19 protein-coding genes and 2 tRNA genes are annotated in these 23,894 nt (G+C 70.5%); 13 read left to right on the top strand and 8 right to left on the bottom strand.

Annotated elements, in window-relative coordinates:
* Positions 1 to 125 precede the first annotated feature (125 nt).
* Positions 126 to 2,708, bottom strand: coding sequence for an aminopeptidase N (pepN, locus tag ACLU3S_RS11185; protein WP_413951617.1), 2,583 nt, complete (start codon positions 2,706 to 2,708; stop codon positions 126 to 128).
* Positions 2,709 to 2,843: 135 nt separating this feature from the next.
* Between pepN and ACLU3S_RS11180 the strand changes: the two genes are divergently transcribed.
* Positions 2,844 to 3,488: a DsbA family protein gene (locus ACLU3S_RS11180; protein WP_413951616.1), complete on the top strand. Its 645-nt coding sequence runs from the start codon at positions 2,844 to 2,846 to the stop codon at positions 3,486 to 3,488.
* A gap of 15 nt (positions 3,489 to 3,503) precedes the next feature.
* Here ACLU3S_RS11180 and ACLU3S_RS11175 read toward each other — a convergent pair whose 3' ends face one another.
* Together ACLU3S_RS11175 and ACLU3S_RS11170 are read right to left on the bottom strand one after the other, a co-directional pair.
* Positions 3,504 to 3,731: a hypothetical protein gene (locus ACLU3S_RS11175; RefSeq protein WP_413951615.1), complete on the bottom strand. Its 228-nt coding sequence runs from the start codon at positions 3,729 to 3,731 to the stop codon at positions 3,504 to 3,506.
* Between the two features lie 263 nt (positions 3,732 to 3,994).
* Positions 3,995 to 5,395: an amino acid permease gene (locus ACLU3S_RS11170; RefSeq protein WP_413951614.1), complete on the bottom strand. Its 1,401-nt coding sequence runs from the start codon at positions 5,393 to 5,395 to the stop codon at positions 3,995 to 3,997.
* 447 nt (positions 5,396 to 5,842) lie between these two features.
* On the opposite strand from ACLU3S_RS11170, the gene ACLU3S_RS11165 reads away from it, so the two are divergent.
* Positions 5,843 to 6,424, top strand: a complete 582-nt coding sequence (locus ACLU3S_RS11165) for a biotin transporter BioY (RefSeq protein ID WP_413951613.1) — start codon at positions 5,843 to 5,845, stop codon at positions 6,422 to 6,424.
* Positions 6,425 to 6,619: 195 nt separating this feature from the next.
* On the opposite strand, the gene ACLU3S_RS11160 is transcribed toward ACLU3S_RS11165, so the two are convergent.
* The gene (locus tag ACLU3S_RS11160) at positions 6,620 to 8,038 is read right to left on the bottom strand and encodes an amino acid permease (RefSeq protein ID WP_413951612.1); all 1,419 of its coding nucleotides are present in this window, start codon (positions 8,036 to 8,038) and stop codon (positions 6,620 to 6,622) included.
* A gap of 272 nt (positions 8,039 to 8,310) precedes the next feature.
* Here ACLU3S_RS11160 and ACLU3S_RS11155 point away from each other — a divergent pair, with 272 nt between their 5' ends.
* The gene (locus ACLU3S_RS11155) at positions 8,311 to 8,796 is read left to right on the top strand and encodes a ribose-5-phosphate isomerase (protein WP_413951611.1); all 486 of its coding nucleotides are present in this window, start codon (positions 8,311 to 8,313) and stop codon (positions 8,794 to 8,796) included.
* A gap of 116 nt (positions 8,797 to 8,912) precedes the next feature.
* Complete coding sequence (locus tag ACLU3S_RS11150) at positions 8,913 to 9,722, top strand: Fpg/Nei family DNA glycosylase (RefSeq protein ID WP_413951610.1); 810 nt, start codon at positions 8,913 to 8,915, stop codon at positions 9,720 to 9,722.
* A gap of 13 nt (positions 9,723 to 9,735) precedes the next feature.
* On the opposite strand, the gene ACLU3S_RS11145 is transcribed toward ACLU3S_RS11150, so the two are convergent.
* Positions 9,736 to 10,986, bottom strand: a complete 1,251-nt coding sequence (locus ACLU3S_RS11145; RefSeq protein WP_413951609.1) for a GNAT family N-acetyltransferase — start codon at positions 10,984 to 10,986, stop codon at positions 9,736 to 9,738.
* A 176-nt stretch (positions 10,987 to 11,162) separates the two neighbouring features.
* Here ACLU3S_RS11145 and ACLU3S_RS11140 point away from each other — a divergent pair, with 176 nt between their 5' ends.
* Together ACLU3S_RS11140 and ACLU3S_RS11135 are read left to right on the top strand one after the other, a co-directional pair.
* Positions 11,163 to 12,335, top strand: a complete 1,173-nt coding sequence (locus ACLU3S_RS11140; RefSeq protein ID WP_413951608.1) for a PP2C family protein-serine/threonine phosphatase — start codon at positions 11,163 to 11,165, stop codon at positions 12,333 to 12,335.
* 22 nt (positions 12,336 to 12,357) lie between these two features.
* Complete coding sequence (locus ACLU3S_RS11135; RefSeq protein ID WP_413951607.1) at positions 12,358 to 12,837, top strand: HD domain-containing protein; 480 nt, start codon at positions 12,358 to 12,360, stop codon at positions 12,835 to 12,837.
* Positions 12,838 to 12,881: 44 nt separating this feature from the next.
* Here ACLU3S_RS11135 and ACLU3S_RS11130 read toward each other — a convergent pair whose 3' ends face one another.
* A complete protein-coding gene (locus ACLU3S_RS11130; RefSeq protein WP_413951606.1) occupies positions 12,882 to 14,063 on the bottom strand; it encodes an acyltransferase family protein in 1,182 nt (393 codons plus the stop codon).
* 438 nt (positions 14,064 to 14,501) lie between these two features.
* Between ACLU3S_RS11130 and ACLU3S_RS11125 the strand changes: the two genes are divergently transcribed.
* Complete coding sequence (locus tag ACLU3S_RS11125; protein WP_366014320.1) at positions 14,502 to 14,696, top strand: hypothetical protein; 195 nt, start codon at positions 14,502 to 14,504, stop codon at positions 14,694 to 14,696.
* Between the two features lie 281 nt (positions 14,697 to 14,977).
* Here the strand turns inward: ACLU3S_RS11125 and ACLU3S_RS11120 are convergent.
* Positions 14,978 to 15,048 (bottom strand) — tRNA-Gly (locus tag ACLU3S_RS11120).
* Positions 15,049 to 15,216: 168 nt separating this feature from the next.
* On the opposite strand from ACLU3S_RS11120, the gene ACLU3S_RS11115 reads away from it, so the two are divergent.
* The 5 genes from ACLU3S_RS11115 to clpX all read left to right on the top strand — a co-directional run bounded on the left by ACLU3S_RS11115 (position 15,217) and on the right by clpX (position 19,979).
* Positions 15,217 to 15,293, top strand: a tRNA-Pro gene (locus tag ACLU3S_RS11115).
* Between the two features lie 177 nt (positions 15,294 to 15,470).
* Positions 15,471 to 16,844, top strand: a complete 1,374-nt coding sequence (gene tig / locus ACLU3S_RS11110; RefSeq protein WP_413951605.1) for a trigger factor — start codon at positions 15,471 to 15,473, stop codon at positions 16,842 to 16,844.
* Between the two features lie 340 nt (positions 16,845 to 17,184).
* Positions 17,185 to 17,790: an ATP-dependent Clp protease proteolytic subunit gene (locus tag ACLU3S_RS11105; protein WP_413951633.1), complete on the top strand. Its 606-nt coding sequence runs from the start codon at positions 17,185 to 17,187 to the stop codon at positions 17,788 to 17,790.
* A gap of 67 nt (positions 17,791 to 17,857) precedes the next feature.
* A complete protein-coding gene (locus ACLU3S_RS11100; protein ID WP_059249543.1) occupies positions 17,858 to 18,523 on the top strand; it encodes an ATP-dependent Clp protease proteolytic subunit in 666 nt (221 codons plus the stop codon).
* Positions 18,524 to 18,692: 169 nt separating this feature from the next.
* Positions 18,693 to 19,979, top strand: a complete 1,287-nt coding sequence (clpX, locus tag ACLU3S_RS11095) for an ATP-dependent Clp protease ATP-binding subunit ClpX (protein ID WP_413951604.1) — start codon at positions 18,693 to 18,695, stop codon at positions 19,977 to 19,979.
* 74 nt (positions 19,980 to 20,053) lie between these two features.
* On the opposite strand, the gene ACLU3S_RS11090 is transcribed toward clpX, so the two are convergent.
* Complete coding sequence (locus ACLU3S_RS11090; protein ID WP_413951603.1) at positions 20,054 to 21,034, bottom strand: hypothetical protein; 981 nt, start codon at positions 21,032 to 21,034, stop codon at positions 20,054 to 20,056.
* Positions 21,035 to 21,172: 138 nt separating this feature from the next.
* Here ACLU3S_RS11090 and ACLU3S_RS11085 point away from each other — a divergent pair, with 138 nt between their 5' ends.
* Positions 21,173 to 23,797 carry a valine--tRNA ligase gene (locus ACLU3S_RS11085; RefSeq protein WP_413951602.1) on the top strand — a complete coding sequence of 875 codons (2,625 nt, stop codon included), beginning with the start codon at positions 21,173 to 21,175 and terminating at the stop codon, positions 23,795 to 23,797.
* Positions 23,798 to 23,894: the final 97 nt, after the last annotated feature.

The following is a 23,894-nucleotide window of genomic DNA, read 5'->3' as shown; positions in this document are numbered from 1 at the left end:
GGTCAGGTGTTCGGGTGCCGAGTAGCCACGGAAAACCCCTGGTCCACTCGGTGTGGACCAGGGGTTACGGGTGCTATTGACGGGATTCCGTAACGGTCACCGGCCCTGCAGGCTCAGGCCAAAGCTCAGTGGCCGCCGGCCTCCGCGTCGCACGCCTGTGCGCGCAGCGCCCGCGCCAGGTCGTCCCGCGCCTCCAGGACGAGACGGCGCAGCGCCGGCGGCGCGTCCTGATGGGAGGCCAGCCAGGCGTCCGTCGCCTCCAGGGTCTCCGGCCGGTCCTGATGGGCGGGGAACAGGCCCCGCACGATGTCCATGCCGATCTGGATCGAGCGCTCCCGCCACACCCGCTCGATCTCCGCGAAGTACTTCTGCGCGTACGGCGCCGTCAGCTCGCGCTGGGAGGGCTGGCCGAAGCCCGCGATGGTCGCCTCCACAAGGGCGTTGGACAGCACGTCCGACTCCACGACCTGGGCCCACGCCTGCGCCTTGACCGCCGCCGAGGGGCGGGCGGCCAGACAGCGGACCTGGTGGCGCTTGCCCGAGGCGGTGTCGTCCCGGGCGAGTTCGGCGGCCAGCACCGACTCGTCGGCCACCCCGTGCGCGGCGAGCGGCTCCAGGAACGCCCAGCGCAGCTCCTGGTCCACCTCAAGGCCGTCGATCGTGGACGTGCCGTCCAGCAGGTCCTTCAGCAGGGCCAGGTCGGACTCGGAGGAGGCCGACGTCGCGAAGAAGCGCGCCCACGCCAGCTGGTGCTCACTGCCCGGCTCGGCCGCCCGCAGCTCCCGCAGCGCACCCTCGGCCAGCAGCTCCCCGCCGGTCTCCCGCCACGCGGGCGCCGCGTAGTGCACCAGCGCCGAGTGCGCCCACGTGTGCAGCATCTGCAGCACGCCGATGTCGGACTCGCGGCCCGCGAACCGCAGCACCAGGGCGATGAAGTCCCGCGCCGGGAACAGCGCGTCCCGGGTCAGGTTCCACAGCGCCGACCAGCACAGGGCGCGGGCGAGCGGGTCGGCGATCGCGCCCAGGTGCTCGCGCAGGGTCACCAGGGACGTCTCGTCGAAGCGGACCTTGCAGTAGGTGAGGTCGTCGTCGTTGACCAGCACCAGCGCCGGGGCCTCGGCGCCCGCCAGCTCCGCCACCACCGTGCGCGGGCCCTCCACGTCCGTCTCCACGCGCGCGTAACGCTCCAGCGCCCCCTCGGCCGTACGCCGGTACAGGCCCACCGCGACCCGGTGCGGACGCAGCTCCGGGTGGGACTCCGGGGCCTCCTGCACCACCGCCAGCTCCGCGATCCGGCCGCCGTCGGTCTCCAGCAGCACCTGCGGGGTCAGCGAGTTCACCCCGGCCGTCTGCAGCCAGGAGCGCGCCCACGCCGACATGTCCCGGCCGCTGGTCTCGCCCAGCACCGACAGCAGGTCCCCGAGGCGCGTGTTGCCGTACGCGTTGCGCTTGAAGTAGCGGCGGGCGCCCTCCAGGAACGCGTCCTGGCCGACGTACGCCACCAGCTGCTTGAGCACCGAGGCGCCCTTGGCGTAGGTGATGCCGTCGAAGTTCAGCTTGGCGTCCTGCAGATCGCGGATGTCCGCCGTGATCGGATGCGTGGACGGCAGCTGGTCCGCGCGGTAGGCCCACGCCTTGCGGCGGTTCGCGAAGGTGATCCACGCGTCCCGGAAGCGGGTCGCCCCGACGTTCGCGAACGTGCCCATGAAGTCCGCGAAGGACTCCTTCAGCCACAGGTCGTCCCACCACACCATGGTGACCAGATCGCCGAACCACATGTGCGCCATCTCGTGCAGGATCACGTTGGCGCGTGCCTCGTACGACGCCCGCGTCACCTTCCCGCGGAAGATGTACTCCTCGCGGAACGTCACCAGGCCCGGGTTCTCCATCGCGCCCAGGTTGTACTCCGGCACGAACGCCTGGTCGTACTTCCCGAACGGGTACGGATAGTCGAAGTGGTCGTGGAAGAAGTCCAGGCCCTGCCTGGTGACCAGGAAGACGTCCTCGGCGTCGAAGTGCGGGGCGAGAGCCTTGCGGCACATCGCGCCGAGCGGGATCTCCAGCTTCGTGCCGTCCTCGAAGGTGCGCGTGTAGGAGTCGGTGACGTAGTGGTACGGCCCCGCCACCACGCACGTGATGTACGTCGAGATCGGTCTCGTCTCCGCGAACCGCCAGACCCCGTCGGCGTGTTCGCCCGCGCCGTTGCTCCACACCGTCCAGCCCTCCGGCGCCCGCACCTCGAAGCGGAACGGCGCCTTGAGGTCCGGCTGCTCGAAGTTGGCGAACACCCGGCGGGAGTCGGCCGGCTCGTACTGGGTGTAGAGGTAGACCTCGCCGTCCTCCGGGTCGACGAAGCGGTGCAGGCCCTCGCCGGTGCGCGAGTAGGCGCACTGGGCGTCCACCACCAGCTCGTTCTCGGCGGCCAGGTCCTCCAGCGCGATCCGGGCGCCGTCGAACACCTCGCTCGGGTCCAGATCCCGGCCGTTCAGCGACACGGCGGTCACACTCGGCGCGATCAAATCGGCGAAGCTGGACGCGCCCGGCTCGTTGCAGCGGAAGCGGATGGTGGTCACCGAGCGGAAGGTGCGCGGCTCGCCGTCCCCGTCGCCGACCGCGGACCTGAGGTCCAGGGACACGTCGTATCCGTCGACGGACAGCAGGGCGGCCCGCTCCCGGGCCTCGTCGCGGGACAGATTCTCACCGGGCACGGGCGGCACTCCCTTGTGATCGCGTGGCTGTGGGCAACAGGCCGATCCTGCCATGCGCCCCTGGCACGGAGCACCGGGGAATGGCTGAGCGAGCAGGGGTGTTTCCCCGGAAAAGGGTTTCCCATGAGGAGAGACATGTCGGACAAGACCCCCGTAGACTTCTGGTTCGACCCGCTGTGCCCCTGGGCCTGGATGACCTCCCGCTGGGTGCTGGAGGTGGAGAAGGTCCGGGACATCGAGGTGCGCTGGCACGTCATGAGCCTGGGTGTCCTCAACGAGGACAAGCTGGACGAGCTGCCCGAGGAGTACCGGGAGATGCTGGCCACCAAGGCCTGGCAGCCGGTGCGTGTGGTCACCGCGGCCTGGCAGAAGCACGGCGAGGACGTCCTCGGCCCGCTGTACACCGCGCTCGGCACCCGCATCCACAACAACGGCGAGGGTCCGACCCTGGAGGCCATCGCCGGCGCCCTCGCCGACGTGGGCCTGCCCGCCGAGCTGATCGACTACGCCGAGCAGCAGGACTTCGAGTTCGACGCCGAACTGCGCGCCTCCCACAAGGAGGGCATCGACAAGGTCGGCCAGGACGTCGGCACCCCGGTCATCTCGGTCCCGGGCCCCGACGGCGAGCAGATCTCCTTCTTCGGCCCGGTCGTCACCCCCGCCCCGAAGGGCGAGGAGGCGGCCCGCCTGTGGGACGGCACCCTGGCGGTCGCCTCGGTGCCGGGCTTCTACGAGATCAAGCGCACCCGCACCAAGGGCCCCGACTTCAGCAACCTGTGACGCCCGCCGCGCGGCTCACTCGGGCACGGGCAGCTTGACGGGCCGGTCGAACGGCTTCTTGTTCCAACCGGTGCGCAGGTTCCGGCACCGCCGGCCGGTCTCGGCGTCGAGCACGGCATCGCAGATCCAGAACTCGTGCACACCGCGGCGGCCCAGCCGCTCCTCGAGCATGGCCGCCTCGGCGGCGTTCAGCCTGCGGTGCGGCTGGTCGGTGTCGCAGGTGTGGCAGTAGTACGTCCGCATCCCGACACCATCCCCCGGAGTCCCCCCTACCGGAAGACCCCCGCGAGACACGTACTCGCGGGGGTCGTCCTTCGCCCGCCGTCCGCGCGAAGGGTGGGACGACGAGCACGAGACGGGAGGGCGGTCGGGGGCGCCCCCGGGGCGTGAGCGGCACGACCGTGCGGGCCGGCGCGGCGGCGCGCCCGCGGGCAGGACCTGCCGTTTGACGGTCCGTCACGCCGCCCCGAAAGACGTCGGGGGCCGTGCGAGGAGAGGCGGGCGGATCAGTCCTGCCGGGCGCGCAGCCGCTGCCAGGCGTAGCCGACGGCCGCCAGGACCAGCGTCATGCCGCCCGAGGAGTACAGCTGGACGCGGGTGCCGGGCTCGCGGGCCATCAGCACGAACACCGCGGCCATCCCGGCCAGCGCGACCCAGGTCAGCCAGGGGAACGCCCACATGCGGACCACCAGCTTCTCCGGCGCCTCGCGCTCGATCCGGCGGCGCAGCAGCAGCTGGGAGACCGCGATGAAGATCCAGACGACCAGGATGACCGCGCCGATCATGTTCAGCAGCCACGGGAAGACGTCGTCCGGGCGCCAGTAGCTGAGCAGCACGCAGACGAAGCCGAAGAAGCAGGAGGTGAGGACCGCGATCCGGGGCACCCCGCCGGACAGCTTCGCCAGCCCCCTCGGGCCCTGTCCGCGCCGCACCAGGGAGTAGGCGATGCGCGAGGAGCCGTAGATGTTGGCGTTCATCGCGGACAGCAGCGCGACGAACACGACCACGTTCATCAGCCGGCCCGCCCCGGGGATGCCCAGGTGGTCGAGGGTCGCGACGTACGGGCCCTTCTCCGCGACCTCCTTCGTGTGCCACGGGACCAGGGTCACGACGACCGCCATGGAGCCGACGTAGAACAGGGCGATGCGCCACATCGCGGTGCGGACGGCGTTCGCCACGCCCCGCACCGGATCCTGCGACTCGGCCGCCGCGATGGTGACCGTCTCCAGGCCGCCGTACGCGAAGACCGACGCGAGCAGGCCGACGACCAGGCCCTGGCTGCCGTGCGGGAGGAAGTCCGTCAGGTTGGCGGTGCCGGGCGCGTCGGTGCCCGGCAGCACGCCCGCGATGGCCAGCACGCCCAGCACCAGGAACAGGGAGATCGCACCGACCTTCAGCGCGGCGAACCAGAACTCGAACTCGCCGAAGTTCTTCACGGCGGCCAGGTTCGTGCCGCAGAACACCACCATGAACAGCGCGACCCACATCCACTGCGGGGTGCCCGGCAGCCAGCCCTGCACGATCGTGGCGGCGCCGATGCCCTCCAGGCCGACGGCCGTGCAGAGCAGGACCCAGAACGACCAGCCGGCCGCGAAGCCGGCCCAGGGCCCGATCGCCCGCTCGGCGTGGGCCGAGAACGAGCCCGACGACGGGTACGCCGCGGACATCTCGCCGAGCATCCGCATCACCAGCATGACCAGCAGGCCGGAGAGCGCGTAGGCGACGACGATCGACGGGCCGGCGGCGGCGATGCCCTGACCGGAGCCGACGAACAGGCCCGCGCCGATCACTCCGCCGAGAGCGATCATCGACAGGTGGCGCTGCTTGAGGCCGTGGGAGAGCCGGGCGCCCTCCTGATGCGGCGGGGCCTGGGTCGGCGAGGTCTCCGGGCGGGTGCTGCTGGGCATGGGGCGGGGCTCTCCCAATGCGATCGGCGGGCAAAAACGCCCACAGTCTGGGCGGCCCGTCCGCTCACACGGACGGGCCGCCCATTATCCGGACACCCACCGCACGGAGTGTGATGTTCCGGTTGCGTGTCACGGGGTCGGGTGCGAGGCGTCGTGTGCGACGCCGGCACGGCGCCCCCGCGCTGCCCGGACGGCGACTGAGGAGCGAGACGGACCCGGCGGTGCTTTGGCGGGACCCTACAGTTCCGCCGCGCCACGCCGACGTGAGCTGGGCGCCTCCACCTCAGTGACCGGTATCACGCCCGACCGTGTGTACGCGGCATCCTTTGTGCGAAGCGCACGAAGGCGCCGTTCGCCCCTTTGTCGAGCGCCGACGGTGATCAGTTGTCGGCCGCTGGGATAGCGTCGCGGTGTCCCGACGTGTCCACACCACACCGTGGAGTCCCCATGAGCACCGCCACCGTCACCGCCCGCCCGGGCGCCGTCCTCGCCGACCTGCTGCCCGCGTCCCGCGTGCGCGACGCCGCCCTCGTGCTCGGCGGTGCCGTGCTCACCGGCCTGGCGGCCCAGGTGTCGGTGCCCGTGCCGGGCTCCCCGGTGCCGGTGACCGGCCAGACCTTCGCCGCGCTCCTGGTGGGCACCGCGCTCGGCGCCCGGCGCGGCTTCCTCTCGCTCGCCCTGTACGCCCTCGCCGGTGTGGCCGGCGTGCCCTGGTTCGCGGGCGGCGGCTCCGGCGCGGGCGCCGTCTCCTTCGGCTACGTCCTCGGCATGCTGCTCGCCTCCGCGGCCGTGGGCGCCCTCGCCCGCCGCGGCGCCGACCGCTCCCCGCTGCGCATGGCGGGCACGATGATCGTCGGCGAGGCCGTCGTCTACGCCGTCGGCGTGCCCTACCTGGCGCTGGCCGCCCACCTCTCCCTCACGCAGGCCGTCGCCGCCGGCCTCACCCCGTTCCTGCTCGGCGACGCCCTCAAGGCGGCCCTGGCCATGGGCGCCCTGCCGACGGCCTGGAAGCTCGTCGGCAAGCGCTAGTCCCGCCACGCCGCAGCTCCCGCGGAAGAGGTTCGCCGGGCCGTACCGGCCCTTCAGCCCGGCGAGCCTCTTTTGCGTCTTCGGGTCCTGGAGGCCCGCCCCCGGCGCCGAACCGACGTCTCGTGCGCAGCAGCATGGCCGCGGCACCCGACGGAACCCGTCGGGTGCCGCGGCCATGTGCCGCAAGGGGAGGGATCAGCCGACGCCGACCCTGTCGGCGGGCTCCTCGGTGGCGACGGGCGCGCGGTTGCCCTCGAGCCGCTCCTTCACCACGGCGACGGCCAGCACGATCGCCGCGACCAGCAGCGACAGCAGCACGGTCTCCCGGCCGTCGTGCTCGGTGTCGAACAGCATGTACACCAGGACGCCCATGATCAGCGTGGCCGCCGCCCAGGTCAGGTACGGGTACAGCCACATCTTCACGATGAGCTTCTCCGGCGCCTCGCGCTGGATGATCCTGCGCATCCGCAACTGCGAGAAGCAGATGACGAGCCACACGAACAGCGCGACCGCACCGCTGGAGTTGACCAGGAAGAGGAAGACCGAGTCCGGGAACTCGTAGTTGAAGAAGACCGCGACGAAGCCGAAGACGACCGAGACCAGGATGGCCGCCATGGGCACACCGCGGGAGGTGGTGCGGGAGAACGCCTTCGGCGCGTCACCGCGCTCGCCGAGCGAGAAGGCCATCCGGGAGGCCGTGTAGAGGCCGGAGTTGAGGCAGGACAGCACCGCCGTCAGCACGACGACGTTCATGATGTCGCCGGCGTGCGCGATCCCGAGGGAGTTCAGCGCGGCGACGTAGGAGCCCTGCTTCTCCAGGGACGGGTCGTTCCACGGCACCAGCGAGACCACGACGAGGATCGAGCCGAGGTAGAAGACGCCGATCCGCCAGATGATGCTGTTGGTGGCCTTGGTGACCGCTCCCTGCGGGTCCTCGGACTCGCCGGCCGCGAGGGTGGCGATCTCGCTGCCCATGAAGGAGAAGACGACCAGCAGCACGCCGGTGAGGATGGAGCCGGGGCCGTGCGGCAGGAAGCCGCCGTGGGAGGTCAGGTTGCCGAAGCTCGCGTGGTCGGAGTGCACACCCGGCAGCACCCCGAAGACGGCCAGCAGGCCGACGACGATGAACGCGCCGATCGCCACGACCTTGATGCCGGCGAACCAGAACTCGAACTCGCCGTAGGAGCCGACCGAGACCAGGTTCGTCGCGGTCAGCACGATCATGACGATGAGAGCCCAGCCCCACTGCGGGACGGCAGGGACCCAGCCCGCCAGGATCTTGGCGCCCGCGGTCGCCTCGACGGCGAGCACGACCACCCAGAAGAACCAGTAGAGCCAGCCGATGGAGAAGCCGGCCCAGCGGCCGAGCGCACGGTCGGCGTGCGCGGAGAAGGACCCGGAGGTCGGGTTGGCGGCCGACATCTCGCCGAGCATCCGCATCACCAGGACGACGAGGGTGCCGACGAGGGCGTAGGACAGCAGGATGGCCGGTCCCGCCGTGGCGATACCGGAACTGGAGCCGACGAAGAGTCCGGCCCCGATCACACCACCGATGGCGATCATCGTCAGGTGACGGTTCTTGAGGCCTGCTTGAAGTCCGGAACCAGGGGTCATGGACGGAGTTCCTTTGTGCCTGTGGGGCGGTTCCCGCACGGGTGGGGGGTGTGCCGTTGTGCGGCGGGTGCACGGGACTGCGCACGAGCGGTGTACGAGCCGGTCCAGTGAATCTGAGGTGAATGAATTCGGGAACCTCTGAATCCGGATTGTTACTTGAGGTTTTCTTGAGCTTCTATGGTCTGGCTCACAAATCGGCATGGTTCCCTTGCCTGTCGTGGGCATCGCCACCCGGGGCTGCTGCCCTGATACAGGCGTGTCACACTCGTCCCATGCGCGTGTATCTCGGCTCCGACCATGCGGGCTACGAACTCAAGAACCACCTCGTCGAGTGGCTCAAGGCGGCGGGTCACGAGCCCGTCGACTGCGGGCCGCACATCTACGACGCCCAGGACGACTATCCGCCCTTCTGCCTCCGCGCCGCCGAGCGGACGGCCGCGGACGCCGATGCCCTCGGCATCGTGATCGGCGGCTCCGGCAACGGGGAGCAGATCGCCGCGAACAAGGTGAAGGGCGTGCGGGCGGCGCTCGCGTGGAGCGAGGAGACGGCCGCGCTCGGCCGGCAGCACAACAACGCCAACGTGGTGGCGGTGGGTGCCCGCATGCACAGCACCGAGGAGGCGACGAAGTTCGTCGAGGTGTTCCTCAACACGCCGTTCTCCGGCGACGAGCGCCACATCCGGCGCATCGACATGCTGTCGGCGTACGAGACCACGGGGGAGCTGCCGCCGATTCCGGCGCACCACCCTCAGCCGTAGGAGGTCCCGGGGGCCCGGCCCCCGGCCCCCGGTCCTTGCCCGCCTGCGCCCGCGCCCGTTCGCCGGCCGAGAGAGCCGGCGGGCGCGCGCACGGAACAGGAAAGGACACCCCCGCCTTGCCCGAGGGGCACACGATTCACCGGCTGGCCCGGGACTACGCCGAGCGGTTTCAGGGGACGGCGCCGCGCGTCACCAGCCCGCAGGGCAAGTTCTCCGACGCCGCCGCCCTCCTGGACCGTGCCGGGCTGACCGCCACCGAGGCGCACGGCAAGCACCTCTTCCTGCGGTTCCGCGACAGCGACTGGGTCCACATCCACCTCGGCCTCTTCGGCAAGGCCGGCTTCGGGCCCGCCCCCGCGCCCCCGCCCACCGACACCGTCCGGCTCCGGCTCGCGAACGACACCGCGTACGCCGACCTGCGCGGCCCCACCACCTGTGCGCTGATCACCGGCACCGAGAAGCAGGCGATACACGCCCGCCTCGGCCCCGACCCGCTCCGCGAGGACGCCGACCCGGCCACGGCGTACCGGAGGATCAGCCGCAGCCGTACGACGATCGCCGCCCTGCTCATGGACCAGAAGATCGTCGCCGGCGTCGGCAACGTCTACCGCGCCGAGGTCCTCTTCCGGCACGGCATCGACCCGTACCGGACCGGCCGGGAGATCACCCGGGCCGAGTGGGACGCCGTCTGGGGCGACCTCGTCGAGCTCATGCGCGAGGGCGTGCGCCGCAACCGCATCGACACCGTCCGGGCCGAGCACACGCCGGAGGCCATGGGCCGCCCGCCCCGCGTGGACGACCACGGCGGCGAGGTGTACGTCTACCGCCGCGCCGGCCGGCCCTGCCACGTCTGCGGCGACGAGGTCCGCACCGCCGGCCTCGCCGCCCGCAACCTCTTCTGGTGCCCCACCTGCCAGGCCCGGTGACCCCGGAGTCCTACTAGAAGCCGTGCGACACCCACGGCGCCACCGGTGAGCCGAACGCCACCGAGGCCTCCGCCAGCGCCCCGGCGCGCAGCTCCCGCACCCGCCCGGCCGCGGCCAGCGACAGCAGGGTCGGCCCGCCCAGGTAGGCCGTCCCCAACTCCCGTACGGACAGGGAGAGATCGGGCGCGTCCGTCGTACGCTCGCAGGACGCTCCCTTGGCGTCCCCGGTCAGCCGCCACCGGCCCGCGTTCCACGGGCAGGAGGCGTCCTCGACCTCGAACACGACGTCCACCGGCGTCAGATAGGTGCGTGCCGCCAGGGCCGCCCCCACGTCCACGAGACGGACGTAGCCGGCGTCCCGCAGGCGGGTCCGGCAGCGGCGGATGTCGGAGACCAGGTGCTGCCACGCCTCGTCGGCCGGCCGCGACCGCATCGTCAGCGTCGACATCAGGTCGATGCCGAACAGGAAACGCCACAGCGCGCCCTGGGCCGCCGGATCGAGCGCGCAGAGGTCCTCCAGCGTCACCGTGCCGTCGTGTCCGCTCGGACCCCAGCCGACCTTGGTGCGAAAGCGCGCGAACCCGACGACCTCGCCGTCCCGCTCGGCCACCACGCACTGCAGCGCCGACGCGCCCTGCCGTCCGTCCTCCGGATCCAGCAGCCCCGCCCGCTCCCAGCCGGGCCGGTGGGCCAGCATGCCGGGACGCCGCGGCACCAGGGCGGCGTAGACCGCCTCGCACTCCTGCACGACGGCGGCCGGCTCGGCGTACCGCACGCGTATCTCGTCGGTGCCGGGCGGCAGGGACAGCGTCACCCGGGCCGTGTCGATCTCGGCGTAGAGATGCAGGGTCGCCGCGCCGAACCCGAAGCGGCCGTAGATCGCGGGCTCGGACGCGTGCAGCGCCGCCAGCGGCTCACCCTTGGCGTGCGCGTCGGCCAGCAGCCGCCCCATCATCGACCTCAGCACGCCGCGCCGACGGTGCGTCGCGGAGACGCTGACCATCGTCACGCCGGCGGTCGGCACCAGGGCCCCGCCCGGCACGGTCATCCGGAAGCTGAACGCCCCGGACGTGCCGACCAGCGCGTCCCCGTCCCAGGCGCCCAGGGAGCGGTCGAACTCGGTGAGGGACCTGTCCTGTTCGCGCTCTTCGGGCGACACCGAACCGCCGCCGAAGGCGCGCATCAGGTGGTCCCACCACCGGTCGAAGTCCTCCGGACGCAGCACCTTCAGCTCGGGCGTCTTCGGCCCGCGGTCGCTCCCCATACGTCATACGTACCAGGGGCCTTGCGGGACGAGCCAGCGAATTTCTCCCGGTCGGCGGCGCGAGGGCCGCGAGTGACGTTCACTGTGAGGACGAACCGTGAAGTCGAGCCCCGCACGGGGGACAAGTGGGACCTCCCGTGCCAAGCGGCCGGTGCGATGGATAGGGTCCCGAACTGATGGCAGCAGGACGAGAGCGGCGCGCGAAGGCCGAGAGGTTCACGGCCCGGTGGAGGATGCAGTGGCACCGGGCACGCGTCGGCCTGCGCAGAAGCGCCGTCGACTACTTCCGCGGTGACGGCTCCGACTGGATCGCGTTCGCCGGACTGCTGCTGGCCATACCGGTCCTCGCGGGCATGACCCTCGTCAACTCCGTGTGGTGCTCCCCGGCCACCCTGCTGCTGCCGGTCGTCGCGGGCGGGCTGCTGCTGCGCCCGGCGAGCCTGCTCGGCCTGTACGCGGCGGCGGCCACCGCGCTCATCGTGGAGTCGGTACGCCTCGGCCCGTACACCGAGGGGCCGTCGCGAGTCACTCCGGGCGTGGTCCTGGTGGTCGCCGCGTGCGGCTTCTTCGGGCTGCTGACCGCGCAGTTCCGCAGCCGCGTCGGCGTCCCCTGGCGGCGCGGCGGCACCATGCTGTTCGACCTGCGCGAGCGGATCCGGGTGCAGAGCAAGCTGCCGAAGCTGCCGCAGGGCTGGCACCACGAGATGGCGCTCCGGCCGGCGGGCGGCCAGTCCTTCTCGGGCGACTTCGTGGTGGCCGCCCGGACCAACGGCGGCCGCACGCTGGAGGTCGTCCTCACGGACGTGTCCGGCAAGGGCATGGACGCCGGGTCGCGGGCGCTGCTGCTGTCGGGCGCGTTCGGCGGCCTGCTGGGCTCCCTGCCGCCGCACGCCTTCCTCCCGGCCGCCAACGGCTACCTGCTGCGCCAGGAGTGGGACGAGGGCTTCGCCACCTCGATCCATCTGGTCCTGGACCTCGACTCCGGGGACTACGAGCTGTACTCCGCGGGCCATCCGCCGGGGCTGCAGCTGAGCGCGGGCAGCGGGCGCTGGGAGGAGAAGGCCGCCGAGGGACCGCTGCTCGGTGTGTACGACGGCGCCCAGTTCGACCCGGTGAAGGGCTCGCTGCGGCCCGGGGACGTGCTGATGCTGTTCACGGACGGTCTGGTGGAGACGTCCGACCGCGACATCGTCGAGGGCATCGACCGGCTCACCGGCGAGGCCGACCGCTATGTCGCCGGCGGCTTCCACGGCGCCGCATGGCACCTCATCGAGGCCGTCGCCAAGGACGTCAACGACGACCGGGCCCTGCTGCTGATCTGCCGCGAGGCGTCGGCGGGCCCGCGCTGAGAGCCCGAGGGAGAGCCGACGAGTGACCGGGAAGCCCCAGACGCCACCGACCCGCGAGACCCTCACCCCGGCCGAGGTCGAGGCCGTCGCGCGGGCGGCGCACGAGGGGCAGACCGACAAGGCGGGACGGCCGTACGCCGAGCATCTCGCGGCCGTCGCGGCGGGCGTGCGCGCCCGCGGCGGCGACGAGGAGCAGATCGCGGCGGCCTGGCTGCACGACGCCGTCGAGGACGACGCGCTGACCCGTCAGTGGCTCGCGGCCGCCGCCCTGACCCCGCGCACCAAGGCCATCGTGGACGCCCTCACCAAGCGGGCGGGGGAGGAGCCGGCGGCGTACGCGCGGCGGATCCTCGCCGTACCCGGCGCGCTGCTGGTGAAGGAGGCGGACCTGGCGCACAACGCCGACCCGGAGCGGCTGGCCCTGCTGGACGAGCCGACCCGGAAACGACTGACCGAGAAGTACGCACGGATGCGCGCACTTCTCGGTCTGCGGCGGGCGTAGCCGACGGCGGCCGAGGCGGACGTCCGCCCGGCACCGACGTCGTGTCAGACGCCGGCCTTCGCGTATTCCCTCTGCTGGCGCTCGCGGGCCAGTTGGGCGGCGTCCTGCTTGAACGCCCACTCCATCCTCGGCTCCATCGCGAACCGGAAGAGCCGCTGCACCGGCCGGGTGCACAGCAGGGTGACGACGGCGGCCGCGAGCACGGTCACCGTGATCTCGCCGAGCGGGCGGTGCAGCGAGGCGTGGTCGAACCAGCCCCGGTAGTCGGCGAACTTCACCAGGAAGCCGTGCAGCAGATAGCCGTAGAGGGTGCCCGCGCCGAGCGCCGTGAACCACATCCTGCGGCCCGGCACCCAGGAGAGGAAGCAGGCCGTCAGCAGCAGCGAGCAGCCCATCAGCGCGAGGGTCATCACCGGGCCGCACCACCAGGGCGCGCCCAGCTCCTGCGCGGCGTCGCGGTGGTAGAACCACGCGGTGTTCATGCGCGGCACCGCCCACCAGCCGACCAGCAGCGCCACCGCGAACACCGGAACGGCGAGGGTGCGCACCGAGCGGCGGCGCACCACCCGGAAGTGCTCGGGCTTCAGGCACAGGCCCAGGACGAAGTACGGCAGGAACTGCAGGACGCGCTGGAGGTCGAGGTCGTCGCCGATGCTCGGCGTGACGCTCGCCAGCATCGCGATGCCGAGGGCCACCGGCAGCGGGTGGCGCACCAGCTTCCAGAGGGGTGTGGTCAGCCGCCAGACGAACAGCGCGAGCAGGAACCAGGTGAGGTACCAGGGGTCCTGGAGGCTGATCTCCTCGTGGGAGCCGGTGACGAGGTTCTTGAAGAGCGGGTACGCCGTCTCGAAGACGACGTAGGGCACGGCGACGCCGGTGACGAGCCGCTTCAGCCGGTCCGGGCGCATGTCGAAGCCGCGCGAGAAAAAGCCCGAGATGATGATGAAGGCCGGCATGTGGAAGCAGTACACGACCGTGTACGCGGCCTCCAGGATGCGGCTGTCACCCTTCAGCGGTTCCCAGGAGTGCCCCATCGCGACGAGCACGATGGCCAGGTACTTGGCGTTGTCGAAGAACGCGTCGCGCTGTTTGCCGGGTCTGTCCGTCCTCGTCTGCCGCTCCTGCGTACGCGACGGGGTACGCGGACCGGGCACTCCGTGCGCCGGCGGCTGTGCCGGAGGGAGTGCCCGCGGGTTCTGGCCGGGGGACGAGGCGGCATCAAACATCTCAGGCACCCTAGCGTCGTCTGTGGGATTTCGTAAAACCCCCGCTGTCATTCCTGGTTATTGGCTTCGGGTACCCGCAGATTTGCCGAACGTGCCTCCCCTGTCCACGTGATGGTGAGCACACGCGTACCCTTCGACCGCCCTTGATGTCCCAATTCATCCCGACTAATTGGGGCATACGACGCCTCTGTGTCATCAATTCGAATTACCTGCGCACAGGATGTGTGGACACGGAAACGAAGTCGCGTAATTCCTGGTGGAGTCACGGGCGGTTGCCCCTTGAATTACTGTGCGGCACCTCACCCGTGACGGGCCAACCGTCCGACATCGCGTCAGGCGCCGCATAGAGCGGCCTGGTTGGTGGCACGATGGTTCTGGCGGGGGTGCGTGGGCCGTACCTCCGGGCCGGGAGAGGGACCGACCGAGGGTGTGATCAGTGTGGCCATTTCACTGTCCGTGGTGCTGCTGTTGGCGATCATCCTGGTGGTGCTGATCCGAGGGGGGAACATCAAGGCCGGTCCCGCCATCGTGGCCATCCTCTTCGGCTTCTTCCTCGCCTCGACCGGCATGGCGCCGTCCATCAACCGGTTTCTGAACTCGATAGCGGAGTCGATCAACTCGATCAAGTTCTGATAAGTCCTGACAAGCTCCGACCCCGCGGCGGACCGGCGGATGCGGCGCGGCCGTCCCCGCGGCCGGTGCTCCGGCCGTGGCGGGTTCTGCGCCCTCGGCGCGTCGTCCCGCACCGCGGCGGCGCGTGCCTCGGGGGCAGCGCGCGCCGTGCGTGCGCGCCGTGCCGCGGCTGCGTCACCGGCCGCGGCGGCACATCAGGACACCCGGGGCCCGGCCGCCCGGGGACGACTGAAGGCCCAGGTGCGAGGAGAACCCCTCTCACCTGGGCCTTCGGCCAACAGAGCGGGCGACGGGAATCGAACCCGCGTAGCTAGTTTGGAAGACTAGGGCTCTACCATTGAGCTACGCCCGCAGCACGGCGCCGCAGGTCGGTGACCGCGGCACTGCAGGCATCGTAGCGGGTCGCCCGCCGGTCAGGCCAACGACTTGGATCACGCGCGCCCCGCGCGCCCCCGCGACCGCCTCGCGGAATGCGGCCGACGGATCCGGCCAGGACATGTACCCTACGTGTCGCACCAGACGGGGTGTGGCGCAGCTTGGTAGCGCGTCCGCTTTGGGAGCGGAAGGCCGTGGGTTCAAATCCCGCCACCCCGACCACCGACACACGACGGCGTGATGATCGCCTTTTGGGGCGCTGACCCGCTGCGGCTACTATGCAAACTGCGCGCCCGTGTGACCCGGCCCCCACGGCCTACGTACCCCTCCGGGCGGCGAATCCGCCGGACCTGTCTGGCTCGGCGGAATCCAAGAAGTCAGCCACAAGGAGACCGAACCGTGAAGAGCGCCGTGGAGACCCTGAACCCGACCCGGGTTCGGCTCACTGTCGAGGTGCCCTTCGAGGAGCTCAAGGACAGCCTCGACGCGGCGTACAAGAAGATCAACCAGCAGGTCACGGTGAAGGGCTTCCGCAAGGGCAAGATCCCCGCCCGTGTCATCGACCAGCGGTTCGGCCGCGGTGCGGTGCTGGAGGAGGCCGTCAACGACGCGCTGCCGAAGTTCTACACCGAGGCGGTCAACGAGGCCGAGCTGAACCCGCTGGGCCAGCCCGAGGTGGACATCACCGAACTGAAGGACGGCGAGACGCTGAACTTCACCGCCGAGGTCGACGTCCGCCCGGCCCTCGAGATCCCGGACTACTCCGGCATCGAGGTCGAGGTCGACGCGGTCGAGGTCACCGACGAGGACGTGGAGAAGTCGGTCGAGCAGCTGCGCGAGCGCTTCGCCTCCACCTCCCCGGTCGAGCGCGCCGCCGAGGACGGCGACGTCGTCACCATCGACCTGGAGGCCAAGGTCGACGGCGAGGTGCTGGAGGACGGCATCGCCAACGGCGTCTCCTACACCATCGGCTCCGGCGAGCTGCTGGACGGCATCGACGACGCCGTCAAGGGCCTGTCCGCCGGCGAGGAGGGCACCTTCACCTCCGAGCTGAAGGGCGGCTCCGCCGCGGGCAAGGAGGCCGAGGTCACCGTCAAGGTCACCCAGGTCGCCGCCCGCGAACTGCCCGAGCTCGACGACGAGTTCGCCCAGCTCGCCTCCGAGTTCGACACGCTCGAGGAGCTTCGGGCGGACAGCCGCAAGCGCCTCGAGAACATGAAGCAGTTCGACCAGGCCACCCAGGCCCAGGAGCGCGTCCTGGACAAGCTCCTCGAGCTGGTCGAGGTCCCGGTCCCCGAGAAGCTGCTCGAGGACGAGATCAACACCCGCAAGCACAACCTGGAGCACCACCAGCTCGCCCAGATGGGCCTCACTCTCGAGAAGTACCTGGAGATCCAGGGCAAGACCGCCGAGGAGTTCGAGACCGAGACCCGCGAGGCCGCGGTCAAGGGCATCAAGACCCAGTTCGTCCTCGACGAGCTGGTCAAGAAGGAGCAGCTCAACGTCAACCAGGAGGAGCTCACCGAGCACCTCATGCGGCGCGCGGCCTCCTCCGGCATGTCCCCCGACCAGTTCGCCCAGGCCGTCGTCGAGGGCGGCCAGGTGCCGCTCCTGGTCGGCGAGGTCGCCCGCGGCAAGGCCCTGGCCGTCGTGGTCGAGGCCGCCACGGTGAAGGACACCAACGGCGAGGTCGTCGATCTGTCCGACGAAGAGGAGGAGGAGACCGAGGCCGCGGAGGCGTCGGAGACCTCCGAGGAGAACGCCGAGGACTGAACGGGCCCACGGCGCCCCTGAAGCGCGCACACAGGCCCCCGGGAGTGTCTCCCGGGGGCCTGTGCCGTCTCCCCGCGGGCAGGCGGCTCCCGGGCGCGGGATTATCGAGAGGGGGCTTTGTCCGCGGGCGCGCCGGCCCTCGTCCGCCCGCGGCCCGGCGACAACAGAGCCACCCCCCGCGCACCGCTCCCGCCCCCCGCGAAGTGACCTGCGCTGACAGCGAACAGCTCACTTACCGGGATTCCCCGGAGGGAACGTCGCGTTAGGGTCCATGAAAGGCAGAACAATGAGACGGCCCGGCGCCGTCGTAAGACGAGCAGGTGGATACGTGACGAATCTGATGCCCTCCGCCGCCGGCGAGCCTTCCATCGGTGGTGGCCTCGGCGACCAGGTCTACAACCGGCTGCTCAACGAGCGGATCATCTTCCTCGGCCAGCAGGTTGACGACGACATCGCGAACAAGATCACCGCACAGCTGCTGCTCCTTGCCGCCGACCCGGACAAGGACGTCTACCTCTACATCAACAGCCCCGGCGGCTCGGTGACGGCCGGCATGGCGATCTACGACACCATGCAGTACATCCCGAACGACGTGGTGACGATCGCCATGGGCATGGCGGCCTCGATGGGCCAGTTCCTGCTCACCGGCGGCACCGCCGGCAAGCGCTTCGCCCTCCCGCACGCGGACATCATGATGCACCAGGGCTCCGCGGGCCTCGGCGGTACGGTCTCGGACATCAAGATCCAGGCCGAGTACCTGATGCGCACCAAGAAGCGCATGTCCGAGCTGACCGCGCTGCACTCCGGCCAGACCGTCGAGAAGATCATCCGCGACGGCGACCGCGACCGCTGGTTCACGCCGGAAGAGGCCAAGGAGTACGGTCTCATTGACGAGATCATCACGCACGCCTCGGGTGTTCCGGGAGGCGGCGGCACCGGTGCCTGACCGGCCCGGCCCTGCCACGCACCGCCGAGACACCAGCCCCCCGAACGCCACCAGGACGGTGAACCCCATGAGCAACTTCCCCGGCGCCGCCAGCGGCATGTACGAAGGGCCCCGCCCCGACAGCCGCTACGTCATCCCGCGCTTCGTCGAGCGCACCTCCCAGGGCATCCGCGAGTACGACCCGTACGCGAAGCTCTTCGAGGAGCGCGTGATCTTCCTGGGCGTCCAGATCGACGACGCCTCCGCCAACGACGTCATGGCGCAGCTGCTGTGCCTCGAGTCGATGGACCCGGACCGGGACATCTCGATCTACATCAACAGCCCGGGCGGCGACATGACCGCCCTGACGGCGATCTACGACACGATGCAGTTCGTGAAGCCCGACATCCAGACGGTCTGCATGGGCCAGGCGGCCTCCGCCGCGGCCATCCTGCTCGCCGCCGGCACGCCCGGCAAGCGCATGGCGCTGCCGAACTCGCGTGTCCTGATCCACCAGCCGGCGGGCTCCACCGGCCGCGGCCAGCTCTCCGATCTGGAGATCATCGCCAACGAGTTCACCCGGATGCGTGAGCAGCTGGAGAACATGTTGGCGAAGCACTCGAACCGGCCGATCGAACAGGTCCGCGAGGACATCGAGCGCGACAAGATCCTCACGGCCGAGGAGGCGCTGGAGTACGGCCTCGTCGACCAGATCATCTCCACCCGCAAGCTGAACAACGCCGCCGTTCGCTGACGCGGAGCGGCGCACTCATTGCCCCTCTTGGCAGGCTTCACGTCAAAGTGAACCCTGCCAAGGGGGGCCCGAACACCGGGCCCGGCAAGGTACCGTCGGACATAAGGCAGCACCAGGAGCCGCTGGACCCTCGTGTCCAGGCGTCTCCCAGGCGAAGGGGAAGCACACCGTGGCACGCATCGGTGACGGCGGCGATCTGCTCAAGTGCTCGTTCTGCGGCAAGAGCCAGAAGCAGGTCAAGAAGCTCATCGCAGGGCCCGGTGTGTACATCTGCGACGAGTGCATCGATCTCTGCAACGAGATCATCGAGGAGGAGCTCGCGGAGACCAGCGAGGTGCGCTGGGAGGAGCTGCCCAAGCCCCGCGAGATCTACGAGTTCCTCGAGGGCTACGTGGTCGGCCAGGAGGCCGCCAAGAAGGCCCTGTCGGTCGCGGTGTACAACCACTACAAGCGGGTCCAGGCGGGCGAGAACGGCGGCCCGGGCGGCCGTGACGACGCCATCGAGCTGGCGAAGTCCAACATCCTGCTGCTGGGCCCCACGGGCTCCGGCAAGACCCTCCTCGCGCAGACCCTGGCGCGCATGCTGAACGTCCCGTTCGCGATCGCGGACGCGACGGCGCTCACCGAGGCGGGCTACGTCGGCGAGGACGTCGAGAACATCCTGCTGAAGCTGATCCAGGCGGCGGACTACGACGTCAAGAAGGCCGAGACCGGGATCATCTACATCGACGAGATCGACAAGGTCGCCCGCAAGAGCGAGAACCCGTCGATCACCCGGGACGTCTCGGGCGAGGGCGTCCAGCAGGCCCTGCTGAAGATCCTCGAGGGCACCACGGCATCGGTCCCGCCCCAGGGCGGCCGCAAGCACCCCCACCAGGAGTTCATCCAGATCGACACGACGAACGTCCTGTTCATCGTGGGCGGCGCCTTCGCCGGCCTGGAGAAGATCATCGAGGCGCGCGCGGGTGCCAAGGGCATCGGCTTCGGCGCCACGATCCTCTCCAAGCGCGAGCTGGAGGCCAAGGACGTCTTCGAGGACGTCATGCCGGAGGACCTGGTCAAGTTCGGCATGATCCCCGAGTTCATCGGCCGCCTCCCGGTGATCACGTCGGTTCACAACCTCGACCGCGAGGCCCTGCTGAAGATCCTCGTGGAGCCCCGCAACGCCCTGGTCAAGCAGTACCAGCGCCTCTTCGAACTCGACGGCGTGGAACTCGACTTCGAGCGCGAGGCCCTCGAGGCCATCGCCGACCAGGCCATCCTCCGCCAGACCGGCGCCCGCGGCCTGCGCGCCATCATGGAGGAGGTCCTCCAGGGCGTCATGTACGAGGTCCCCTCCCGCAAGGACGTCGCCCGCGTCGTCATCACCGCCGACGTCGTCCTCTCCAACGTCAACCCGACGCTCATCCCGCGGGACGTCCGGGGGCGGGGCGGCGGCGAACAGAAGACGGCGTAAGCCGGCGTAAACCACAGGCACGCGCGAGGGGCCCCGGTCGACCGACCGGGGCCCCTCGCGGCGTCCTGAGGGCGTCAGGCCTTGACGCGCACCTCGTTGCGGAACTTGGCGGTCAGTTCGGCGTCCTCGGCCGGGTCGCTGCTCCGGCCCGCAGCGAGGGTGGCGATGTCCATGGGCATGATCATGCCGAGCGTGCTGTGGTCACCCCAGATGCAGAAGTCGAACGACATCTCCTTGGGCCCGGTGCTGTCGGTGTTCTCGCCCTTGGCCTGCTGGCACTTGAGCACCGCACCCTCGAGCGAGGCCGGCTTGTACTCCTTCGGCTGACCCACCAGGCTGTACTTCTCGGTGCTGTCCTTGCTGCTCTCGGTCTTCATGTAGGCGAACATCGCGTCGACGGTCTTCTCGGGGTCGTCGATCGTTCCGTAGACACCGCCGAACTCGAGCACCTTCTGGCCCAGCGGGTTGGACTTGTCCCCGGACGTGTACTCGGCGCTGACGTCCTTCGGATTGTGCACGCCCCACTTCTCGGCGTCCTTGAGGTCGCTCGACGTCATCGTGTCGCTCTTGCTCGAACCGCGCTTGTACTCCGTCAGCACGGTCGCCGGCGTGATCAGCTTGTGCGGGCCGTCGTCCGCGACGCTCGCGCCGCCGTTTCCGCCGATGAGGAAGTACGCCCCCACCGCCACCGCCGCCACCACGGCCACCGCCGCGATGATCAGGCCGGTCTTCTTCTTGCCGCCGCCCGGCTCGGGTGCCTGGGGCATGCCGTAGGTCTGCTGGCCGTAGGGGTTCGGCTGCCGGCCGTACGGGTCCGGCTGCTGCGGCGCGCCCTGCTGCGGGTAGCCGTAACCGGGCTGCGGCGGGGCCGGCGGGGCCTGCGGGGCCTGCTGGGGGTAGCCGTAGCCGGGCTGCGGGGCCTGCGGCTGCTGGCCGTAGGGGCCGGGCTGACCGTAGGGCCCCGGCTGGCCGTACGGCCCAGGCTGCCCCGGCTGGCCGTACGGACCCGGCTGCTGGGGCGGCCCGCCGTACGGGCCCGGCTGGTTGTTGCTCATTTCTGGGTTCCCCTCCAGATGCCTTATGTGTTCCTGACATCCTGGCCCAGGCCCGGCGCGCGCACGGCACGGGGGGTCGCACCGTTACAGAACAAACGCGTTTCGGGACCGCCCCGTGACACCTCTAAACTGACCCCCGTGACCGAGAACGCTCAGCAGCAGCCACCAGCGCCCGCCACCGAACTGCCGACCCAGTACGCGCCGGCCGATGTAGAGGGGCCGCTGTACGAGCGCTGGGTAGAGCGGGGTTACTTCGAGGCGGACGCCAAGAGCGACAAGCCCGCGTACACCATCGTCATCCCGCCGCCGAACGTCACCGGTTCGCTCCACCTGGGCCACGCCTTCCAGCACACACTGATGGACGCCCTCACGCGCCGCAGGCGCATGCAGGGCTACGAGTCGCTGTGGCTGCCCGGCATGGACCACGCCGGCATCGCCACGCAGAACAAGGTCGAGCAGCAGCTCGCCGAGGAGGGCAAGTCCCGCCACGACCTCGGCCGCGAGGAGTTCGTCGAGCGTGTGTGGCAGTGGAAGGAGGAGTACGGCGGCAAGATCCTCGGCCAGATGCGCCGCCTCGGCGACGGCGTCGACTGGTCGCGCGAGCGCTTCACCATGGACGAGGGCCTGTCCAAGGCCGTCCAGACCATCTTCAAGAAGCTCTACGACGACGAGCTGATCTACCGCGCCGAGCGCATCATCAACTGGTGCCCGCGCTGTCTGACGGCCATCTCGGACATCGAGGTGGAGTACCAGGAGGACGACGGCGAGCTCGTCTCCATCAAGTACGGCGAGGGCGACGAGACGCTCGTCGTCGCCACCACCCGCGCCGAGACGATGCTCGGTGACACGGCCGTCGCCGTCCACCCCGACGACGAGCGCTACCGGCACCTGGTCGGCAAGCGCATCAAGCTGCCGCTGACCGACCGCGCCATCCCCGTCGTCGCCGACACGCACGTCGACCCCGCGTTCGGCACCGGCGCCGTCAAGGTCACCCCGGCCCACGACCCGAACGACTTCGCGATCGGCCAGCGCCACGGCCTGGAGTCCATCACCGTCATGGACGAGCGCGCCGTCATCACCGCGCACGGCCCCTTCCAGGGCCTGGACCGCTTCGAGGCGCGCTCCGCCATCGTCGCGGCCCTGCGCTCCCAGGGCCGGATCGTCGCCGAGAAGCGGCCCTACGTCCACAGCGTGGGCCACTGCTCGCGCTGCAAGACCACCATCGAGCCGCGCCTGTCGATGCAGTGGTGGGTCAAGGTCGGCCCGCTCGCCAAGGCCGCCGGTGACGCGGTCCGCGACGGCCGGGTGAAGATCCACCCCGAGGACATGGCGAAGCGGTACTTCGACTGGGTCGACAACATGCACGACTGGTGCATCTCGCGCCAGCTGTGGTGGGGCCACCGCATCCCCGTCTGGTACGGCCCGGAGGGCGAGGTCGTCTGCGTCGGCCCCGACGAGGAGCCGCCGGCCGGCGAGGGCTGGCACCAGGACACCGACGTCCTCGACACGTGGTTCTCCTCCGGCCTGTGGCCCTTCTCCACGCTCGGCTGGCCCGAACAGACCGAGGACCTGCGGAAGTTCTACCCGACCGACGTCCTGCTCACCGGCCACGACATCATCTTCTTCTGGGTCGCGCGGATGATGATGTTCGGCCTGTACGCCATGGACGGCGAGGTCCCCTTCCGCACCATCGCGCTGACCGGCCTGGTCCGCGACGAGCGCGGCAAGAAGATGTCGAAGTCCTTCGGCAACGTCGTCGACCCGCTGGACTGGATGGACAAGTACGGCTCCGACGCCGTCCGTTTCACCCTGGCCCGCGGCGCGAACCCCGGTACCGATGTGCCGATCGGCGAGGACTGGGTCCAGGCGTCCCGCAACTTCGCCAACAAGATCTGGAACGCGACCCGCTTCGCGCTGATGAACGGCGCGACGGTCGAGGGTCCACTGCCCGACCCGGAGCGGCTGTCCGCCACCGACCGCTGGATCCTGTCCCGCCTCAACAAGACCGTCGCCGAAGTCGACGCGTTCTACGAGGACTTCCAGTTCGCCAAGCTGTCCGACGCCCTCTACCACTTCGCCTGGGACGAGGTCTTCGACTGGTACGTCGAGCTGTCCAAGACGACGTTCCAGGCGGGCGGCGAGGCGGCCGAGGTCAGCAAGCGGGTCCTCGGCGAGGTCCTGGACGTCACCCTCAAGCTGCTGCACCCGGTGGTCCCGTTCGTCACCGACACCCTGTGGACCACCCTCACCGGCGGCGAGTCCATCGTGATCGCCGACTGGCCGGCCGACAGCGGCTTCCGCGACCAGGACGCGGAGCGGGAGATCGAGACCCTCCAGTCCGTCATCACCGAGGTCCGCCGGTTCCGCGCCGACCAGGGCCTCCAGCCCGGCCAGCGGGTCCCGGCCCGCCTGACCCTGGACGGCACGGCCCTGGCCCCGCACGAGGCCGCCATCCGCCAGCTGCTGCGCCTGCAGCCGGAGGGCGACTCCTTCACCGCCACGGCCACCCTGCCGATCGCCGGCGCCGAGGTCGCCCTCGACCTGTCCGGCACGATCGACGTGGCCGCCGAGCGCAAGCGGCTGGCCAAGGACCTGGCCGCCGCCGAGAAGGAGAAGGCCCAGGCCACGGCCAAGCTGGGCAACGAGGCGTTCCTGGCCAAGGCCCCGGACAACGTGGTGGACAAGATCCGCACGCGCCTGGCCAAGGCCGAGGAGGACATCGCCCGCATCACCGCGCAGCTGGACCGTCTGCCGTCGGCGTAGCCTGCGCGCGCACCCACGAGGGCCCCGGAGCTGTCCCGGCACCGGGGCCTTCGCGTACCGGGGCGAGGGGCCGCTCGCCGTGTGGTGCCGCGGCACA

Source organism: Streptomyces sp. AF1A (assembly GCF_047340315.1).
In the GTDB taxonomy this organism is placed as follows: Bacteria; Actinomycetota; Actinomycetes; order Streptomycetales; family Streptomycetaceae; genus Streptomyces.
Note: the sequence above shows the minus strand (reverse complement) of the source record. Positions and strands in the feature narration are given on the sequence as shown.

Excerpts from the sequence above, each read along its gene's own strand:
- ACLU3S_RS11105 (WP_413951633.1), top strand. The coding sequence starts at position 17,185 with ATGCCCTCCGCCGCCGGCGAGCCTTCCATCGGTGGTGGCCTCGGCGAC.
- ACLU3S_RS11175 (WP_413951615.1), bottom strand. The coding sequence starts at position 3,731 with ATGCGGACGTACTACTGCCACACCTGCGACACCGACCAGCCGCACCGC.
- ACLU3S_RS11170 (WP_413951614.1), bottom strand. The coding sequence starts at position 5,395 with ATGCCCAGCAGCACCCGCCCGGAGACCTCGCCGACCCAGGCCCCGCCG.
- ACLU3S_RS11155 (WP_413951611.1), top strand. The coding sequence starts at position 8,311 with ATGCGCGTGTATCTCGGCTCCGACCATGCGGGCTACGAACTCAAGAAC.
- ACLU3S_RS11130 (WP_413951606.1), bottom strand. The coding sequence starts at position 14,063 with ATGTTTGATGCCGCCTCGTCCCCCGGCCAGAACCCGCGGGCACTCCCT.
- ACLU3S_RS11160 (WP_413951612.1), bottom strand. The coding sequence starts at position 8,038 with ATGACCCCTGGTTCCGGACTTCAAGCAGGCCTCAAGAACCGTCACCTG.
- ACLU3S_RS11100 (WP_059249543.1), top strand. The coding sequence starts at position 17,858 with ATGAGCAACTTCCCCGGCGCCGCCAGCGGCATGTACGAAGGGCCCCGC.
- ACLU3S_RS11165 (WP_413951613.1), top strand. The coding sequence starts at position 5,843 with ATGAGCACCGCCACCGTCACCGCCCGCCCGGGCGCCGTCCTCGCCGAC.
- ACLU3S_RS11180 (WP_413951616.1), top strand. The coding sequence starts at position 2,844 with ATGTCGGACAAGACCCCCGTAGACTTCTGGTTCGACCCGCTGTGCCCC.
- ACLU3S_RS11145 (WP_413951609.1), bottom strand. The coding sequence starts at position 10,986 with ATGGGGAGCGACCGCGGGCCGAAGACGCCCGAGCTGAAGGTGCTGCGT.
- ACLU3S_RS11090 (WP_413951603.1), bottom strand. The coding sequence starts at position 21,034 with ATGAGCAACAACCAGCCGGGCCCGTACGGCGGGCCGCCCCAGCAGCCG.
- ACLU3S_RS11140 (WP_413951608.1), top strand. The coding sequence starts at position 11,163 with ATGGCAGCAGGACGAGAGCGGCGCGCGAAGGCCGAGAGGTTCACGGCC.